At 45.7% G+C, this 17,232-nt stretch carries 17 protein-coding genes and 2 pseudogenes; 5 read left to right on the top strand and 14 right to left on the bottom strand.

Going from position 1 to position 17,232, the window contains the following annotated elements:
* Positions 1-126 precede the first annotated feature (126 nt).
* The 3 genes and pseudogenes from QUA42_RS14490 to QUA42_RS14500 all read right to left on the bottom strand — a co-directional run.
* A pseudogene (locus QUA42_RS14490) lies at positions 127-381 on the bottom strand (ABC transporter ATP-binding protein); the annotation flags it as partial.
* 113 nt (positions 382-494) lie between these two features.
* On the bottom strand, positions 495-866 hold the full coding sequence (locus QUA42_RS14495) for a DUF2237 domain-containing protein (protein ID WP_333041417.1): 372 nt from the start codon (positions 864-866) through the stop codon (positions 495-497).
* Between the two features lie 49 nt (positions 867-915).
* On the bottom strand, positions 916-1,377 hold the full coding sequence (locus QUA42_RS14500; protein ID WP_333137881.1) for a GNAT family N-acetyltransferase: 462 nt from the start codon (positions 1,375-1,377) through the stop codon (positions 916-918).
* Between the two features lie 209 nt (positions 1,378-1,586).
* Between QUA42_RS14500 and QUA42_RS14505 the strand changes: the two genes are divergently transcribed.
* Positions 1,587-2,081, top strand: a complete 495-nt coding sequence (locus tag QUA42_RS14505; RefSeq protein WP_333137882.1) for a hypothetical protein — start codon at positions 1,587-1,589, stop codon at positions 2,079-2,081.
* 98 nt (positions 2,082-2,179) lie between these two features.
* Here QUA42_RS14505 and QUA42_RS14510 read toward each other — a convergent pair whose 3' ends face one another.
* Positions 2,180-2,341 (bottom strand): hypothetical protein, encoded by a 162-nt coding sequence (locus QUA42_RS14510; RefSeq protein WP_333137883.1) that lies wholly within the window; start codon positions 2,339-2,341, stop codon positions 2,180-2,182.
* A gap of 235 nt (positions 2,342-2,576) precedes the next feature.
* On the opposite strand from QUA42_RS14510, the gene QUA42_RS14515 reads away from it, so the two are divergent.
* Positions 2,577-3,209: a Vat family streptogramin A O-acetyltransferase gene (locus tag QUA42_RS14515; protein ID WP_333137884.1), complete on the top strand. Its 633-nt coding sequence runs from the start codon at positions 2,577-2,579 to the stop codon at positions 3,207-3,209.
* Between the two features lie 46 nt (positions 3,210-3,255).
* On the top strand, positions 3,256-3,576 hold the full coding sequence (locus tag QUA42_RS14520; protein ID WP_333137885.1) for a DUF2834 domain-containing protein: 321 nt from the start codon (positions 3,256-3,258) through the stop codon (positions 3,574-3,576).
* Between the two features lie 190 nt (positions 3,577-3,766).
* On the opposite strand, the gene QUA42_RS14525 is transcribed toward QUA42_RS14520, so the two are convergent.
* Entirely contained in the window at positions 3,767-4,999 is a 1,233-nt protein-coding gene (locus QUA42_RS14525; RefSeq protein ID WP_333137886.1) for an aminotransferase class I/II-fold pyridoxal phosphate-dependent enzyme, read from the bottom strand.
* An 80-nt stretch (positions 5,000-5,079) separates the two neighbouring features.
* On the opposite strand from QUA42_RS14525, the gene QUA42_RS14530 reads away from it, so the two are divergent.
* Both QUA42_RS14530 and QUA42_RS14535 read left to right on the top strand, forming a co-directional pair.
* Positions 5,080-5,892: an acyl-CoA desaturase gene (locus QUA42_RS14530; RefSeq protein ID WP_190663096.1), complete on the top strand. Its 813-nt coding sequence runs from the start codon at positions 5,080-5,082 to the stop codon at positions 5,890-5,892.
* A 362-nt stretch (positions 5,893-6,254) separates the two neighbouring features.
* The gene (locus QUA42_RS14535) at positions 6,255-7,070 is read left to right on the top strand and encodes a fatty acid desaturase (RefSeq protein ID WP_333071691.1); all 816 of its coding nucleotides are present in this window, start codon (positions 6,255-6,257) and stop codon (positions 7,068-7,070) included.
* A 122-nt stretch (positions 7,071-7,192) separates the two neighbouring features.
* Here QUA42_RS14535 and QUA42_RS14540 read toward each other — a convergent pair whose 3' ends face one another.
* The 9 genes and pseudogenes from QUA42_RS14540 to QUA42_RS14580 form a co-directional block, all read right to left on the bottom strand.
* Complete coding sequence (locus QUA42_RS14540; protein ID WP_333041409.1) at positions 7,193-8,038, bottom strand: ABC transporter permease; 846 nt, start codon at positions 8,036-8,038, stop codon at positions 7,193-7,195.
* A gap of 102 nt (positions 8,039-8,140) precedes the next feature.
* Entirely contained in the window at positions 8,141-9,052 is a 912-nt protein-coding gene (locus QUA42_RS14545) for an ABC transporter permease (RefSeq protein ID WP_333137887.1), read from the bottom strand.
* Between the two features lie 154 nt (positions 9,053-9,206).
* On the bottom strand, positions 9,207-10,337 hold the full coding sequence (locus QUA42_RS14550; RefSeq protein WP_333137888.1) for a spermidine/putrescine ABC transporter substrate-binding protein: 1,131 nt from the start codon (positions 10,335-10,337) through the stop codon (positions 9,207-9,209).
* A gap of 172 nt (positions 10,338-10,509) precedes the next feature.
* Positions 10,510-11,640 (bottom strand): ABC transporter ATP-binding protein, encoded by a 1,131-nt coding sequence (locus tag QUA42_RS14555; protein WP_333137889.1) that lies wholly within the window; start codon positions 11,638-11,640, stop codon positions 10,510-10,512.
* A 186-nt stretch (positions 11,641-11,826) separates the two neighbouring features.
* Positions 11,827-12,465 (bottom strand): DUF4340 domain-containing protein, encoded by a 639-nt coding sequence (locus tag QUA42_RS14560; RefSeq protein WP_333137890.1) that lies wholly within the window; start codon positions 12,463-12,465, stop codon positions 11,827-11,829.
* Positions 12,466-12,718: 253 nt separating this feature from the next.
* Positions 12,719-14,833, bottom strand: coding sequence for a Gldg family protein (locus QUA42_RS14565; RefSeq protein WP_333137891.1), 2,115 nt, complete (start codon positions 14,831-14,833; stop codon positions 12,719-12,721).
* Between the two features lie 44 nt (positions 14,834-14,877).
* The gene (locus QUA42_RS14570) at positions 14,878-15,780 is read right to left on the bottom strand and encodes an Rpn family recombination-promoting nuclease/putative transposase (protein WP_333137892.1); all 903 of its coding nucleotides are present in this window, start codon (positions 15,778-15,780) and stop codon (positions 14,878-14,880) included.
* A 115-nt stretch (positions 15,781-15,895) separates the two neighbouring features.
* Positions 15,896-16,696, bottom strand: coding sequence for an ABC transporter permease (locus QUA42_RS14575; RefSeq protein WP_333137893.1), 801 nt, complete (start codon positions 16,694-16,696; stop codon positions 15,896-15,898).
* Between the two features lie 40 nt (positions 16,697-16,736).
* A pseudogene (locus QUA42_RS14580) lies at positions 16,737-17,232 on the bottom strand (ATP-binding cassette domain-containing protein); the annotation flags it as partial.

Genomic DNA, 17,232 nt, shown 5'->3' on the forward strand with positions numbered 1-17,232 from the left:
TTTTTAAACTACGACTCATAAACGCACCATACAAGCTATCTCTCTATTATATGCAACTTCACATAAAATTGGTATAAGATCACCTCCGATGAAATGCGATCGCTAATTCTGGCCAAAATTCAGCTACTAAACTTCCTGAATTTGCATCAACCGCTGCTTTAACCTTAGTGCATCGCCCCAAGCGAGCACTTCACACTTCTCCAACAAAAAAGCCCGATCGCAATAATTCAACTTATCCAAACGGTGACTCACCCACAAAGCCGTCAGCCCGCAATTTTTGACCAAACGCTGTACCGCGGCCACCAAATCTAACTGAGAATCAGGATCGAGTAAAGTTTTAGGTTCATCTAATAGTAAAACCTCGAAATGACGAGCAATCGCACTTAAATATTTGAGTGGCGATCGATCTCAAATCTCAAATCCATTGACTTGATGTTCATCAGAAAAAGACGATCGCCCTTATTGACTAAAAGCGATCGCACACCAACATTCTCCTACAAATCAGCAGCGTGCTGCTTCAATTCATCCAAAGAAACGTATTCCAAAGTCAAGGCGTGAGTCGCAGCCAAAACCACAGGCGGCGCAACTCCTGCATCCATTGCTTCCTTCCACCGAGACGCGCACAAACACCAGCAATCCCCAGGCTTTAAACCGGGAAAGTTAAATTCGGGAACCGGAGTGCTCAAATCATTTCCATTCGATTTAGTGAATTGCAAAAACTCTTCCGTAAGTTGAGCACAAACAGTGTGAGCCCCAAAGTCCCCACCACCTGTATTGCATTTGCCGTCCCGATAATATCCTGTCATTGGCGAAGTGCAGCAAGTCTCTAATTTTCCGCCTAGCACATTTGTAGCTTCCGTCACCATCGCAACTCCTGAGTAAAACTCTTCGATCTAATTTTACACAAATCGTTGTTTATATATTTTTTTCCATGACAAAGTTGATGAATTGTTGTCCTCGCCGTTCTACTTCTTGTTTTCTAATCACCATAAATCCCTGGGTTTCAAAAAAAGGTCGAGCTGTAATGCTGGCTTCGGTAAATAACTTGTTAATTCCTAAGTCTTTGGCTTTTGACTCAATTTGTTTTAAAATTAGCCTGCCTACTCCTTGTCTTTGAAAATCTTGATGACAGTAAAAGCGATCGATATGACCGCTTGCTTCTAATTCCCCAAAACCTGCAATTTTATCGCCCTCTTCTGCTACGAAAGTAAATTTACTGCTTAAACTTTTAGTCCAAGTTTCGATATCGATATCGGCTGGAGCCCAAGCATCTACTTGTGCTTGTGTGTAATCGCGGATGTTTACTTCGTGTACCGTGTCGTAAAAAAGTTTTACAATTTGTTGGGTATCACCGATGAAGTAGGTTCGTACTCTCATAAATAGTCTCCGCTGTTAATTAGATTGTGTGCCTCGATCGCCCTCACTCTCAAAGATAATCCGATCGGGTGATTTCCCGACTCTGCTAAATGAGCTACAAGTAATTTAAAAGAGGTGGAAGGGGAAGGTGTGGGTGAAATTTATCTGTTATGGGGAAAATAATTACATCTTTCTTTTTTTCTTCATAAGTTAACTGCAGCTCTAAAAGTATGGACTTTCGGACTTTAAGTAGAGACCACGTTCTCACACACATTTGGGGTCGAGTCAATCATCCCGAAGTTTTGGCTTTGCCTTTGCCAGATATGCTTTGCTGCCAAAGTGAAGATATCGATTTTTTTCAAGAGCAACTCGCTGAGACTATATTAGAAAATAATAGCTTAATTACGGTTTATCAATATATTTTTTTACAAGCTTTAAAGCAGGATCTAAATTCGACTGGGTTTGAACTCAGCCGCTTTTTATCTGGTTCAACCGAGGTGCTGTTTGAATCTCACCCCAATTCTCTAATCCTTCAAAAAAAGATGCTGACCAGTTTGCTGTTTATTATTCCCAATAAGGAAGTTTGGGAAGGCTACAAAGTGCCGGAGCAAATTCAAGCGGCGCATTATATTTATAACTGTCTGGTTCGTAATTATGATGACTTGTTAACTGCGGAGGAATGCCAGGAATTATTGAATACGATCGCCTCATTGCTGCTGCGGTAATTGCTAGAGAAGTAGGTTGGTATTTGCGCTTGGGTACTTCGGAGCGCCCAAGCGCAACTACCAACCTTTTTTAAGGTACAAGTTGGGTAACTTCTGTGTTAATCTCCCAGGCAAATTCCCAAGCCGCGGGCCATTTTAACCAGAGTAGAATGGGGTTCCACGGCTCTGTATTTGGCGATCGCATCTTCCAATGGTACGGTGCGGTAAAACAGTTTTACAATTTGTTGGGTATCACCGATTCCGTAGGTTCGTACTCTCATAAATTATCTCACTGCGATCGCTTGTTTAATATTAATTTGGGATTTTAATCCCTTCGGAACGCGGATGGATGTTGGCTTTTACCATTTTGTCTCATTTCTGGCAGGGCGATCGATCCAAAATTCCTCTACCACCACTTGACAAACTCTCTTACTGTATGTTAGTCAAGCAGAAGCAAACCTAACTCGAATTAACAGTACATCAATCCAGCAGCTTAACGAATAAGGCTTGAAACTTATGACAGAAATTGGGCCCGATCCAAACCGACCCTATCCGATGGCCGACCAACGGCGCGTATGCTTCATCAAAAACTTTATTAAATCCCCCAACATTATCGTCGGCGATTACTCATATTACGACGATCCAATAGATCCAGAAAACTTTGAAAAAAATGTACTTTATAACTACGGAAACGATCGATTAATTATTGGCAAATTTTGTGCGATCGCCACCAACGTCAAATTCATCATGAACGGTGCCAATCACAAACTAGACGGCATTTCAACTTATCCTTTTCCTGTTTTTGGGAATGGTTGGGAAACAGCCATGAATTTATTAATGGAACTGCCAAGTAAAGGCGATACCGTCATTGGCAATGATGTTTGGATCGGCTATGAATCGCTGATTATGCCCGGAGTCAAAATCGGCGACGGTGCCGTCATTGCCGCCAAATCCGTTGTAGTAAGAGACATCCCCGCTTACACCGTTGTCGGTGGAAACCCCGCCCATCCCATCAAACAGCGTTTTAGTGATGGTGAAGTTGCACAACTATTAGAAATTCGGTGGTGGGATTGGGAAATCGACAAGATTTCACGCAATGTCAGCATAATTATGCAAGGCGATATTGCAGCACTCAGCAATGCTGAGTAAACTCCCAAATACAGCGATTTTTAATTAACAAAGTGGAGGTTTGAAAATGTTAAAAATTGCCTACTTAATTTTCTGTATTCTAGGCACTGCTTTGCCCTACTCCCAGTTTGTCCCGTTTTTTTTAGATGAAGGGTTGAATATTAACGCTTTCTTCAGGGAGTTGTTTGCTAATCAAATTTCCGGTTTTTTCGGCATGGATTTAATAGTGTCCTCGCTGGTTTTTGGTACTTTTGTATTTAGCGAAGGTTCGCGTCTAAAAATGAAAAATTTGTGGATTTATATTACCAGTAACTTACTGGTGGGTGTTTCCCTGGGTTGGCCTTTATTTCTCCTAATGCGACAGCGCAAACTTGAAGCAACACCTTGAGAGTTTTGTAGTTATTGGGTTTGGCTTCCGCTAAACCCAACCTACACAATCTAAAAACCCAACATCAGCGTCAATCTGCGTGCATCTGCGGTTAAAAATCCTCAGATTCTTGCAAAAAATCTACTCTTTAATTCAAAACTCAGGGTAGAACAAGGAGCCCCCCTACCCCAAGAGGCATCGCCCCTACAACTTACTTAGCCGGGCCCACAGCCTCGATCGCATCCTCAAGAGCGATCGATACATGAGTCCAATGAGTTCCGCCCTGACAAAAAGCCACGTAAGGCTCCCGCAGAGGCCCGTCAGCCGAAAATTCCGACGTACTCCCATCAATAAAAGTACCCCCAGCCATCACCAACTGACTTTCATACCCGTGCATCGGAGCCGGCACCGGATCTAAATACGAACCAACGGGGGAATTTTGCTGAACCGCCCTACAAAAAGCAATTAACTTATCAGCAGAACCGAATTCGATCGCCTGAATCACATCTCGTCTTCTAGCCAAAGGCATAGGATTCACTCGATAACCCAACTTATAAAAAACATAAGCCGTCAAATGATTGCCCTTCATCGCCTCTCCCACACAACCGGGAGCCATAAACAAACCCTGAAACAGCAACCGATTCAAATCAAAAGTTGCGCCGCCGCTGCTGCCAATTCCCGGCGCCGTCAAGCGACAAGTTGCCGCCTCCACTAAATCAGCCCTGCCTGCGACGTAACCGCCAGCAGGGACGATCGTACCCCCCGGATTTTTGATTAAAGAACCAGCCATCAGATCCGCACCCACAGCAGTAGGTTCGCAATCATCAACAAACTCCCCGTAACAATTATCCACAAAGCAAATTGTGTTAGGATTCTGATGTTTGACTAAAGCGACGATTTTTTCAATCTCAGAAATAGACAAACTCGACCGCCAAGAATAGCCGCAAGAGCGCTGGATAAAAACCAGGCGAGTCTTTGCTGAAATAGTAGAGCTCAGTGCCTGCCAATCCAAACTTCCTTCGCCAGTTAGAGGCAACTCACGGTAACTAATGCCAAACTCAATCAGTGAACCTTGACCTTGCCCCCGCAAGCCGATCACTTCTTCTAAAGTATCGTAGGGAGAACCAGCCACTGCCAACATTTCATCACCAGGACGCAGGATGCCAAAAAGAGCACAGGCGATTGCGTGAGTACCCGAAACAAACTGTACCCGGACAGCCGCAGCCTCTGCCCCTACCACTTCGGCAAACACCCCGTCCAAAGTCTCCCGACCCAAATCATCGTGGCCGTAACCCGTAACCCCTGCAAAATGGTGGACTCCAACCCGGTGGCTGCGAAAAGCTTTTAAGACTCGTTGAAGATTTTGCTTGACTGTAGTGTCAATACCAGAAAAAATCTGAAAGAGTGCCTGTTCTGCTTCCTGTAGCCGTGAAACGCTATTCATCTATACCTCGCTCACCCTTTGCGTGCGCGCTGTTCATTATGGCGTAGATGCGGCCCCTAGTTTGTAAACATAATATATTCATGACGATTGCAACTTCCAAAAAAACTTCTCCTGATTGGCCTGTCGTAGGCTTTATGGCCTTTCTGCACATCGGTGCTTTATTTGCTTTGCTGCCGGGTAATTTTAGCTGGTCTGCGGTCGGGCTAGCAGTCTTCCTGCATTGGGTAACAGGTGGTTTAGGAATTACTCTCGGATATCACCGCCTCGTCACCCACCGCAGTTTTCAAACACCGAAATGGCTAGAGTATTTTCTAGTTATTTGCGGTACCCTTTCCTGTGAAGGTGGCCCGATCGACTGGGTAGGAATGCACCGGTTACACCACATACATTCCGACACCGAAACAGATCCCCACGATTCCAATCAAGGCTTCTGGTGGAGCCACATGGGCTGGATGCTCTCGGATCTCCCGATCAGAGTGGAAATCCCGCGCTTTACTAAAGACATCGGCGACGACCCAGTATACAAGTTTCTCCAAGCATATTTTATCCCCATCCAAGTTGTCTTCGGTGTTTTGCTTTATTTATTAGGCGGCTGGTCTTTCGTGGTTTGGGGCGTGTTTATGCGAATCGTGGTGGTGTTCCACTGCACTTGGCTCGTTAACAGCGCTACCCACAAATTCGGCTACCGCACCTACGAGTCGGGCGATGGCTCAACCAACTGCTGGTGGGTTGCTCTGCTCACCTACGGCGAAGGCTGGCACAATAACCACCACGCCTTTCAATACTCGGCTCGCCACGGTCTCCAATGGTGGGAAATCGACTTCACCTGGATGACAATTCAACTGCTGCAAGCACTGGGTTTGGCAACCAAAGTGAAATTAGCAGAAAAATAGCGATCGGCAATTAGTCATTGGTTGTCGGTCATCACGTCTTGACTAATGGCTCGTGACCAATGCCTAATCCTGTTTTTGCGATCGGTATAGGTTGGGTTGAACTAAGCTCGAACCGTTTGGTGCGATCGACCCAACCAAAACCAGAATCAGTTATAATATAATTGGGAAGAAAAAATTGTGTTTGGCAGCCAAATTTTTTATTTTCAAAATACAACCGTAAATCTTTTTCCATCCTAATCCTAAATCTATAATTCATTCATTTTTGATTCGTTTGGGCAAGTGTGCAGCAAAAAAGTTCACTGCTCAATCCAAACTATTATGCGTGAATCTAGCTCGGCATCTCATCAGAAATCAAAAAAAGAATGACAATAGCAACGGAAGAAAAACTCCAATACAATTGGAAGCACGTTATTAGTTTAGCAGGACTTCATATCGGCGCTTTGTTCGCACTGCTACCCAGTAACTTCAATTGGACAGCAGTGGGTTTAACAGTATTCATGCACTGGATAACCGGCGGTTTGGGAATAACTCTGGGATGGCATCGTCTGCTCACCCACCGCAGTTTTCAGACACCAAAATTCGTAGAATACTTTCTAGCATTTTGCGGAGCTCTTGCCTGTCAAGGAGGAATAATTGATTGGGTTGGGCTGCACCGATTGCACCACACCCACTCTGACCAAAATGCGCTCGACCCTCACAATGCCCAACAGGGTTTTTGGTGGAGTCACATCGGCTGGATGCTATATAAAGGTCCAGCTCACGCTGAAATTTCCCGCTGCACAAAAGACATTTCGAGCGATCCATTTTACCAATTTTTGCAAAACTACTTTCTCCCGATGCAAATCGTGTTTGGCGTCTTGCTGTACTTAGCAGCAGGCTGGCCGTTTGTTGTATGGGTAATTTTTGTACGCTTAGTTTTGGTGTATCACTGCACCTGGTTTGTTAACAGCGCCACTCACAAATTTGGCTACCGCACCTACGAAACAAAGGATAGTTCTACTAACTGTTGGTGGGTGGCTGTCCTGACTTACGGCGAAGGCTGGCACAATAACCACCACGCTTATCAATACTCTGCGCGTCACGGGATGGAATGGTGGGAGGTTGACTTCACTTGGATGACAATTCAAGTTTTGGAAGCACTAGGTTTGGCTACTAAAGTGAAATTACCAGCCAAGTAGCAGCAATTGGGTCCTCGACGCAGAAATTGTGTAGGGTTCGTACTTGGCACCATACCGCTTCATAAACCCGGTTTCGTTGAGAAACCGGGTTTTTTGGTGACTAATAACCAAATGACCAATGACTAATGAGCCCGTTTTTGCTCGCCCCGGCCGCGCAAATATTCCGCTAAAAACGCCAATCCTCCCGAACCTACTATCAACAGCACGCTGAGAGCATTAATATCAGGTTTCACCCCAGTCCGAATCCGGCTAAAAATTTCCATCGGCAGAGTTGTAGTCCCGCTACCTGCGGTAAAACTCGCAATCAAAAAATCGTCCATGCTGAGGACAAAAGATAGCAGACAACCCGACACAATTCCGGGTATTAATTGAGGGAGCAAAACCTGAATAAAAGCTTCAACAGGCGTTGCACCCAAATCCAAGGCAGCCTCTTCTAAATACGGGTTTAAATCTGCCAATCTAGTAGAAACAGCTAGGGCGATGTAAGCCAGACAAAACACAATGTGAGCGGCGACAATTGTCCACAAACTCAGAGGAATAGCCAGCGCAGCTAAAAATACCAGAGTAGCAACTGCGGTCGCAATATCTGGAATAATAATCGGCAAGTAGGAAACTCCCTGATATAAACTCTTGCCAGGAAAGCGGTAGCGGGCTAAACCAACTGCCATCAAAGTGCCGAGTACAGCCGAGATTGCAACTGCACAAACAGCCACTGTTAAACTGTTTCTCAGGGCAACTAAAATCCGCGTATCGCTAAATAATTTAACGTACCAATCTAAAGTAAATCCTTCCCAGCCCGCGCTAAAACGCGATTTGTTAAAGCTGTAAAAGGTGAGTACCAGGATGGGCAGGTACATATAAAAAAACATCACAACGGCAAATATCACCTGCCAAGAAATCTTAAATTTAGGTTTTAAGTACATATCGGGTTGTATTTCCTCCTGTGGATTTTCGGGGGTATTTTCCATTTCTCGGTAATCTGTAATTGGTAATCGGTAATCGGTAATTGGTAATAGGAAAAATTAGGATGGTTTTCTTCCTTATTCCTTCTTCCTTATTCCTTCTACATCCTAAATTGCATTACGATCGCCATATTTGAGCAAAAGGGCAATTCCGATACTCACTGCAAAGATTAATACCATACTCAGAGCCGAACCCAGCCCCCAATTTTGAGTTGCCCCCAAAAACTGATTGTAAATCAAACGAGCCGCCGTCATGCTGGAAGCTCCACCGAGCAACTCCGGATCGACAAAATCGCCCAAACTGCTAATAAATACTAGCAAAGAACCCGCAGCAATTCCCGGCATCGTCTGAGGTACTGTCACTTTCCAGAAAGTTTCCACTGGATTCGCGCCCAAATCCTGAGACGCTTCTAGCAACCTGCGGTCTAACTTTTCCAAAGAAGCGTAGAGAATTGTCACGATATAAGGCAAATAACTGTAAGCCATGCCGATTAGAACTGCGGAACTTTGATTGAGCAATTCTAGAGGAGGGATGCCCAAAAGTCCCAGGAGTGAGTTGAGAACCCCCGTAGGACGCAGAATTGTAATCCAAGCATACGATCGCAAAAGCGAAGAAGTCCACAGGGGCAATACAAAGCCTAACAAAGTTAAATTCCGCCACTTTTTCGAGACATTGAGGGCGATCCAGTAAGCGACGGGAAATCCCAGTAGCAGACACAGAATAGTAGTCCCCGTTGCGAAAAAAAGCGATCGACCCATCACCTGCAAATTCAGCGGCTCAAACACTCGCAGGTAATTGCCGATTCCCGAAGGATTCACCAAATCTCCCGGTTTAATATTCGGCACCAAACTAAGCTGAAAAATCACCAAAGTTGGTATGACTAATAATAAAAGCAGCAACAAGCCAGAAGGGCCGAGCAATGCCAGTGGTCCAGCCCAAGCAGACCACGGGGAAACAGTTTCAGCCTTCAAAGGAGAATTGGGAGGAATAGGAGGGGGAGTTCTAGTTGAAACAGCCATAGATCAATTTTTTTGAGTTTTTAACCGCTGATGAACGCGGATTAACGCGGATATAATACGGATAGAGTGGGCGATCTGCTGTAGGGGGGCGGGGTTATGTAAATATTGGGTGAGAATCAGAGATAGGCTGTAAAACCCGCCCTAGGTTTGATGATTAGCCGCTGGTTAATTGAGTCCAATAGCGATCGTACACTTCCATAAATTTCCCTACCGGAGCCACACCTTCGCACTTTTTCAAAAGATCTTCCGAAGGGAAAAGAATGTCGTTTTCGCGCACTTCCGGCGGCAACAAACTAAAAGCATCTTCCGAAGGAGTTGAAAAACTGAGCCGCTCTACTAAAGAAGCAGCGACATCGGGTTGCAGCATAAAGTTAATCCATTTATAAGCTGCTTCGGGATTCGGAGAACCTTTAGGAATTACTAAAGTGTCAGTCCACAGAGAAGAACCGCTTTTGGGGACGACATACTTCAATTTATCGTTATCTGAAATTACTTCATTAGCATCAGAAGAATAACACATAGCTACCTTCAAATCCCCCGTCAGCATTTGAGGCCGCCAAGCATCAGTAGTAAAAGATGCGATCGCGGGTTTGAGTTCCACCAACTTTTCGTAAGCTTGTTTCACTTGCTCTTGGTTCGTAGAATTCAGAGAATAGCCCAGCATCCGCAACGCAGCGCCCATGACTTCTCGAACATCACTCGCCAGCGTCATTCGCTTTGCTAACTCCTGTTTGTGCTGCCACAAATACTCCCAATCTTCAGGAGCTTCTTTGAGTTGTTCGGTGTTGTAAATCAAGCCTGTGGTGCCCCAACTTAAAGGCACGCTGTAGCGGTTTCCTGGGTCATAAACAGGGTTTTGGAATTGTTTTCGGAGCCGATCGATCCCGCCCAAAATCGAGTGGTCTAATGGACTCAACAGCCCGAGTTCCGTCATTTGAACCACCATGTAGTCAGATGGGTAAATGATGCTGTAGGCGCGGGCGCCACCGGCTTGAACTCTCGCCAGCATCTCTTCGTTGGAGCTAAACACGTCAGCCACTACGCGAATGCCAGTTTTTTCGGCAAAGCGATCGAGCAAAGCGTCATCGGTATAGCCTGCCCAAGTATAGATGAAAAGTTGGTCTGCCGAACCTTTGACGGGAGGAGCAGATTGTACGTCTGCAAGTCGCCAGCCGCAACTCGAAACAGCTAACCCGGAAATTGTCGCCGCCGAATTTTTTAGGAACTGACGGCGTGTAGAATTAGCCGGAAAAATCCTGGAAATTGGTAAGTTAGTCGGAGGCACAGTTCGATTTTAGATTTTAGATTTTAGATTTTAGATTTTAGATTTGGAGATTGAAGATTGGGGAATTGGGAATTGGGAATTGGGAATTGTCCTATGTTATTTGTTAGGAGAACCAACCACCAACAAATAACCAATGACTAATGACTAATACCAACTACCAACTGCCAACTGACTAATTCCGATCGGTCAAAGCGAGACAATCAGTAGTTCCCCAGTAAGCGTAAATCGGCGTGTGCGGATCTGGGAAAGAACCGCCGGTATTTGGCTGGCGCACAGTAATTTTATCGCCCGACGCCAACTCAACGACGTAATGAACGTGCGTGCCCATGTACATAGTATTTTTGAGCCGCCCTTCAAAACAGTTGACCGAAACTTCAGGCTGGTAGAGATTCAAATATACTTTTTCCGGCCGAACGCTGACCACAACCGAGTCGCCTGTGACACCACTCCACATATCCGACTGTTGAACGACTATTTTCAGATTGGCTGATGTGCGAACTGTGATAGTCGATCGGTCGATCGACTCCACCGTACCAGAAAACAAATTCGTATCCCCAATAAAATCCGCCACAAAAGCCGTCTGCGGACACTCATAAATTTCTTCAGGAGAGCCAATTTGCTCAATCCTGCCCTCGTGCATCACCGCAATCCGGTCAGACAGACTCATCGCCTCTTCTTGGTCGTGAGTCACCATCACAAAAGTCAAGCCCAATTCTTGATGCAAATTCGACAGTTCCAACTGCATCTGCTTCCGCAGCTTCAAATCCAGAGCACCCAGGGGCTCGTCCAGCAGCAGAACCGCCGGTCGATTTACCAGAGCTCTCGCCAAAGCCACCCGCTGCTGCTGGCCGCCCGACATTTGACCGGGAAACCTGTTGGCGAAAGATTCCATTTTCACCAATTGCAAAACTTCGCGTACCCGTTCTTCAATTTCTGCTTTCCCCAGCTTTTTTATCCGCAATCCAAAAGCGATATTGTCCCAGACATTCATGTGTCCGAACAAAGCATAGCTTTGAAACACAGTATTTACCGGACGGCGGTAAGCTGGAGTGTTGGTCATCGACTGGCCCCGAATCATCAATTCGCCCGCCGAGGGAGTCTCGAACCCAGCGATTAAGCGCAGCGTCGTAGTCTTGCCGCAGCCACTGGGTCCGAGGATGCTAAAAAATTCTCCTTGGCGGATGTTGAGGTCAACTCCGCGGACTGCGGTTTCGCCGTTAAATACCTTAAAGACCTTGCGGAGTTCAACGTCAAGCGCTGTATCCGTTGCTGTCGTACCTTGGTTGAGTGCTGTCTGAAACATATTCGCCCTTTCCTGGGGGTAATGCACGCCACTTAAATACAGTTTAAGTTTAGACTTTTCTGTATTTTAGGTGAGGAATGTTGGATGTAACAGGTTTTGGGATTTGTTCTTTAAATTCTATCCCAGGTTGCTCCTGGGTAATACCGAATCTGCTGTGTCCCGCACCCACTTTGATCGACCAGTCAACTATTTATTCTCAGGACTTGGCGTCGGAGAGGGTTTTTGCGGTTTCTCTGTTTTGGGTTCTTCTGCTTTTTTCCACTCTGACAAAGGTCGCTGAGTGGCATTTTTAAAGTCAAAAGGCACTAGCAGCACGGGCAAATTTTGGGCGGAATTTTGAGGGGGCGCTTCCGGCGGATTGGCTTGAGCGTACAAGAAGCGGCCGCTAAAGTCTGTTTTGCCTAAAACTAGGCGGTGAGTTTCCTGGTTGTCCAGCTTTACTGTGACTGTAGCTTGGGGTTGGTCGAGACCGAATTCTGGCAGTTGAGCAGCAGTAATATTAATCGTGCGATCGCTCTTTCCTGTTGCCAGCCTGTCGAGCAAAAAATCCACCGATGCCTGACTTGCGTGTGCTTGCACTGGCAATTTCATTTCCCAGCTCGACTTGCCTCCTTTTGTAGCATAAACTCGTTCAAAAGTCAATATTTTTTCGGGAGTTTTGACTGTAAAGAATTGTATGCGATCGGAGTTAAAAGCAAAAATTTTCTGTTTTTCTTCCTTAGCGGCTTCCTCTTTCGGAGATACTTGCATCTCGAACAAAGCAACCAACCCCGTCATGCTCAGCGCGACGGCTATCAATACTAATGTATTTTTCTGCAATTTCATAGTAACAGCGAATTAGGCATGGTAATGGGGAATGGGGAATGGGGAATAGGTAAGAGACGCACCCTAGGGAAATTAAGAATTAGGAACTTGTACGCTGGCGTAGCCGAAGTATTAGGAATTGACAATGGGTAAGGTGCCCGACCGGGCGCACCTTACGGAATTAGGAATTAGGAATTGGTAATGGGTAAGAGGTGGAAAAATCAGAAAGAGGCCAATAAATCCGTTAAATTCCTTACAAAATTTGTTGGCGAACTTATCTTCTCTTCCACCAGATAGCGCCGCCAATTCCCAGTCCGAGTAAAGGCCAAATTAGCCAAGCTAACACCAGCAATCCTACTTGGATGGTCGTCATGTTAATACGGCGATTGGTAGCTTTTTTCGGACTGATAGAAAAGCTTTGCTGGTCTGGTTTACTCAACCAACTGACTGAATTGAGAAACACGTCGCTATTGAGTTGTTGGTCAAACCAACCGTTAGTCACAAATTGAGATGTGCCAATTACTACCATTCGCGAGGTTTTTCTAGGAGTTGAAGGCACAGAAGGAGTTGCGGTTGGACTGGGAGATGCTGTGGGAGATGTTTCTGGTGTCGGTGTGGGAGATTCTGTGGGAGATTCTGTCGGTGTTGGCGAACTTTCTGGATATGCTGTCGGAGATGCTGCCGGTGTTGGCGAAGTCGTCGGTAATGCTGGAGGCGTAGCTTCTTGCGAGACAATCACCGAATAGCTGATTGGGGAAGCTGTTGGCGAAGTTGTCGGTGATGGTGAAATTGTCGGTGATGGCGAAGTTGTTGGCGATGGCGAAGTTGTTGGCGATGGCGAAGTTGTTGGCGATGGCGAAGTTGTCGGGGATGGCGAAGTTGTTGGCGATGGTGAAGTTGTCGGTGATGGTGAAGTTGTCGGTGATGGCGAAGTTGTCGGTGATGGCGAAGTTGTTGGCGACGGTGAATCTGTCGGGGATGGTGAAGTTGTCGGCGATGGTGAATCTGTGGGTGATGGTGAAGTTGTCGGCGATGGTGAATCTGTGGGTGATGCTTGGGGTGAAGGCGTGACGGGTGTTGGTGTTGGTGAAGGTGAGGGCTTTAACGGAGTGCTGTCAGTGGACGATCGAACTAAAGCTACACCTAATAATAGCGGGCCTTGTCGATCGGTCTTCTGATCGAACTCCAATTTCTTAGTCGTCAAATCGCTTTCCGCCCAACTTTCCTGACTCGTCCAAATCAGCGGTTTTTCCTCTATCCCTTCTACTGGCGAGGTTTCCAAAGCACGCGCAAATGGATAAAATGAAATACCGGTGCCAAAACTTTGAGTAATCGGATGTTCGCCGTAGCGCCTGACTGTCGGAACCGTGGGGCCAAGGCCAAATCTTTGACCAGTGCCCGAAGCATCGATGGCCAAACGGGTGTCTAGTTTGACGCCCCATTCTTGCAGCAATTTGTCTAATCCCGTATCAATTGCCGGGTCTACCATTAACAATAAACTGCCGCCGCGATCGAGATAAGCTTTTAGTGCTTTAATTTCTGTATCGGAAAACGGTTTGTCCGGCCCGGGAATGATTAAAGCATCTGCATCTTCTGGCACTTCTTTGCGTTCTGTCAAATTCAGTGTTTGGGCGTTGTAGTATTTATCTTTCAGAGCTTTTTCAGCTTGCTGAATTCCGCCTTGACCTTCCTTTATCGGGCGGGCTCCTTTGCCTTGCAAAAAGTAAACTGTAGCAACGCGAGTGCTCAGGATTTCTTCTAACCCATTGGTAAGTTTTATCTCTGAAAGCCCTTGATTTGGGTCGCTACCAAAAGCAGTGCCACCTTTTTGCAGTACCTGTTTTTTGTCGCCGGATTGCAGGTAAACTTCCCCGATGCTAGTAATGCTAAATTCCCGCGCTTTTCCAGGTTGGGTCTGTGGGTCAACAAACTCGAATTGAAATTTTTCGCCTCCCTCGCGTTTGTAGCTTTGCAGCAATTCTTTAATTTGGGGGTTTTGGATGGGGTCAAATACCCAAACTTTGACTGTTTGTTGCAGGTTTCGCAGTATTTGTTGAGTCTGCGGGGCGAGGGTAAATTGTTGGCTTTCGGTTAAGTCGATGCGGACGGGATAGCGAACGGCTATGAAGTTAATTACTCCGAGAATCACAAAGACGGCGAGGGTAGCAATCAGGGCGTTAGTGCTGGCTTGAGTGGAACGCTGCCCCCAAAAGCTTTGTTCGTAACTCAAATATAGCAGCCAAAGTGCGATCGTCACTGCTCCGGCAATAACTAAACCGACTGTCAGGGGGTCCCATACTCCAGATACAAGTGCTGCTGTTACCCCCGCTGCGATGAGGAGGGGGCCCAGCAAAAAAACATATTTCCAATTTTTTTTGCTAATTTTCATAAGGTAAATATTGAGTGAGAAATTTCCGCTTCGAGGATGTTATTCTATATCGCATTAGCCTGCAACCATGCTGTTAAATCTGACTGATGGTTGAAATCCAGCACGGCATCTCCTAGTTCTTCTAATTGCTCTACGCCTAATTCACGGATGCAGTTTTCTGTTTCCGGTTGTATTGTGCCTAAACGCCGCACTAGCTGACGCAATATTAACGAGAGTTGAGCGGTTTTTGTCACCTGTTCTCTTGCTATCTCTATGGCTATCTGCTGATCTTCAATCCACAGTTCTTGCTTCTGCAATTCATTTAATTCTTCCTGAGTGAAGTTTTCCTCGCTGGCAATTCTAAAAGCTTTCTGAATTTCGGGAACTGCACTGAGTGTTTCTGGTACTGTCTCCAGAGTGCTGGTATTTTCGAGAAAGTAAATCCATTGCTCTGCGGTTGTTTCTAATTCTGCTAATTCCTTGCTAAATTTTGGCAGTTCGATAAATACTAATTCTATTTCAGTATCTGGACACTCAAACTGTTGCTCTTTTTCTTGAAAAACAAACCGTGACATAAATTCCGGCTGATTTTCAAACATTTCAAAGTCGGCAATTTTTAAAGAAATTACTGTTTTTAATCTTTCGTAGCGTTCTTTTCCTGTTAATTGCTGGCTGTAACTTTTGGCAGCGTTGTACAAAACTCTGTTTCCGAAGGAAGGCACGTTGATCAGTTGAATTTCAACTAGGGCGATTCTGCCGCCGTTAATTGTGGCTTTAACATCTAGGTGTGTGTCTTGGGTTGCGATAGTTGGAGGTTCGGGTTGGGAGTCGATTATTTCTAAGTCTTCGATGACCGGCTGTGCTTCATAAAGGATGGCGTTTAAAAAATTAATCAGGATGTCTTTGCTCTCGCTGGAACCGAATATTTTTTTGAACGCAAAGTCGATTTTGGGATTGATAAATCTCATTGTTTGAGGTATTTTGTAGAATGATTAACAGGGAAAAAATAACCTTCCCTTTGCTCTTTACTTCTCTTTACTTCGGCAAAAATAACCTTCTCTGTCTCTGCCTTACCTAATGTTGTTAAGAACGCTGGTATCGCAAGGCATCGATGGATTGGGCGGTCAAAAATACTCCTAAAATGATGTAACTGGCAAACATAATTAAACTGCTGGTATCGAAAACTCCCTTGACAAGATTGGTGTAATTTGTTAGGAGCGACAAATGTCCTAATGCTGTTCCGAAGGGGCCACCGATACCGACGGCGACTGCATCGATCACCCAGAGAAATAATACTAGAGTGAATGTGAGGATGGCTGATAAAATTGTGCTGTCGGTGAGGGAGGAAATAAACATTCCGAGCGACAATACTCCTGCTGCTAGTAAGATTAAGCCGCAGTGTCCTAGCAGAAGAACTCCGGGGGGTACGGGCGGGGTTGAGGAACTGAGGGCGATCGCCTCGCAGAACAGCAGGGGCAGCAACATTGTGGTATAAAATGTTAAAACTCCCAGGAGTTTGCCGGTAGCAACTGCCCAGTTTGTTAAGGGCGATGTGGCTAATAGTTCTAAGGTGCCACGTTTGCGTTCTTCTGCGTAAAGTCCCATTGAGAGTGCGGGTAGTACGAACAAGGAAAGGGAACCCATGATTCGCAGGAAGAGTTGCAGGAATTCGTAAGCAACGTCGATGGGAGGTTCGGTAATGCCCATTTGGTCTCGCTGGCCGATTTGGGGAATTAACCCATCGGGGGCTAGGAGGATGGCTATTAAAAAGTAGCCGGTGATTAGCCAAAAGACTGCTGCGATGGCATAGGCTAATGGCGATGCAAAATAGCTTTGTAGTTCTTTGCGGTAAATTGCGACAATATTACTAATCATTACTAACATTTAGGAATTGGGAATGGGTAATTGGGAATGGGTAATTGGTTCATTCTGAGTCGCCTGATGGTGGTGTTTCGCTGCCGTCGCTATCCTGTTTTTTTCTTTCTATTTGTCGCTTTCTGGTAATAGGCGACTGTTCGGGTTGAGAATCGCTACTCGGTTGTGGCTTTTTTTTAAGCTGCCTATTTTTTACAACTGGTCGGGATTCTGGTTGAGAAGGTTGGCTCGACTTTGGTGTTTGTGAAACTTCGAGATTTTCGACAATCGGTTCTGGTTGAGAAGGTTGGCTCGACTTTGGTGTTTCTGAAACTTCGAGATTTTCGACAATCGGTTCTGGTTGAGAAGGTTGGCTCGACTTTGGTGTTTCTAAAATCGGTTCGGGTTCTGGTTGAGAAGGCTCGATCGACTTTGGTGAATCTAAAATCGGTTCGGGTTCTGGTTGAGAACGTTCGATCGACTCTACTTTTTCTACAATAAGTAGATTTTCGACAATCGGTTCTGGTTGAGAAGGTTGGCTCGACTTTGGTGAATCTAAAATCGGT

The organism is Microcoleus sp. Pol11C2, from assembly GCF_036701505.1.
In the GTDB taxonomy this organism is placed as follows: domain Bacteria; phylum Cyanobacteriota; class Cyanobacteriia; order Cyanobacteriales; family Microcoleaceae; genus Microcoleus.

What these genes read in the sequence shown, in the direction of transcription:
- QUA42_RS14530 (WP_190663096.1), top strand. Translation starts at nt 5,080, where the DNA reads ATGACGATTGCAACTTCCAAAAAAACTTCTCCTGATTGGCCTGTCGTA.
- QUA42_RS14510 (WP_333137883.1), bottom strand. Translation starts at nt 2,341, where the DNA reads ATGAGAGTACGAACCTACGGAATCGGTGATACCCAACAAATTGTAAAA.
- QUA42_RS14575 (WP_333137893.1), bottom strand. Translation starts at nt 16,696, where the DNA reads ATGTTAGTAATGATTAGTAATATTGTCGCAATTTACCGCAAAGAACTA.
- QUA42_RS14540 (WP_333041409.1), bottom strand. Translation starts at nt 8,038, where the DNA reads ATGGAAAATACCCCCGAAAATCCACAGGAGGAAATACAACCCGATATG.
- QUA42_RS14535 (WP_333071691.1), top strand. Translation starts at nt 6,255, where the DNA reads ATGACAATAGCAACGGAAGAAAAACTCCAATACAATTGGAAGCACGTT.
- QUA42_RS14545 (WP_333137887.1), bottom strand. Translation starts at nt 9,052, where the DNA reads ATGGCTGTTTCAACTAGAACTCCCCCTCCTATTCCTCCCAATTCTCCT.
- QUA42_RS14505 (WP_333137882.1), top strand. Translation starts at nt 1,587, where the DNA reads ATGGACTTTCGGACTTTAAGTAGAGACCACGTTCTCACACACATTTGG.
- QUA42_RS14570 (WP_333137892.1), bottom strand. Translation starts at nt 15,780, where the DNA reads ATGAGATTTATCAATCCCAAAATCGACTTTGCGTTCAAAAAAATATTC.
- QUA42_RS14560 (WP_333137890.1), bottom strand. Translation starts at nt 12,465, where the DNA reads ATGAAATTGCAGAAAAATACATTAGTATTGATAGCCGTCGCGCTGAGC.
- QUA42_RS14525 (WP_333137886.1), bottom strand. Translation starts at nt 4,999, where the DNA reads ATGAATAGCGTTTCACGGCTACAGGAAGCAGAACAGGCACTCTTTCAG.
- QUA42_RS14495 (WP_333041417.1), bottom strand. Translation starts at nt 866, where the DNA reads ATGGTGACGGAAGCTACAAATGTGCTAGGCGGAAAATTAGAGACTTGC.
- QUA42_RS14515 (WP_333137884.1), top strand. Translation starts at nt 2,577, where the DNA reads ATGACAGAAATTGGGCCCGATCCAAACCGACCCTATCCGATGGCCGAC.
- QUA42_RS14520 (WP_333137885.1), top strand. Translation starts at nt 3,256, where the DNA reads ATGTTAAAAATTGCCTACTTAATTTTCTGTATTCTAGGCACTGCTTTG.
- QUA42_RS14565 (WP_333137891.1), bottom strand. Translation starts at nt 14,833, where the DNA reads ATGAAAATTAGCAAAAAAAATTGGAAATATGTTTTTTTGCTGGGCCCC.
- QUA42_RS14500 (WP_333137881.1), bottom strand. Translation starts at nt 1,377, where the DNA reads ATGAGAGTACGAACCTACTTCATCGGTGATACCCAACAAATTGTAAAA.
- QUA42_RS14555 (WP_333137889.1), bottom strand. Translation starts at nt 11,640, where the DNA reads ATGTTTCAGACAGCACTCAACCAAGGTACGACAGCAACGGATACAGCG.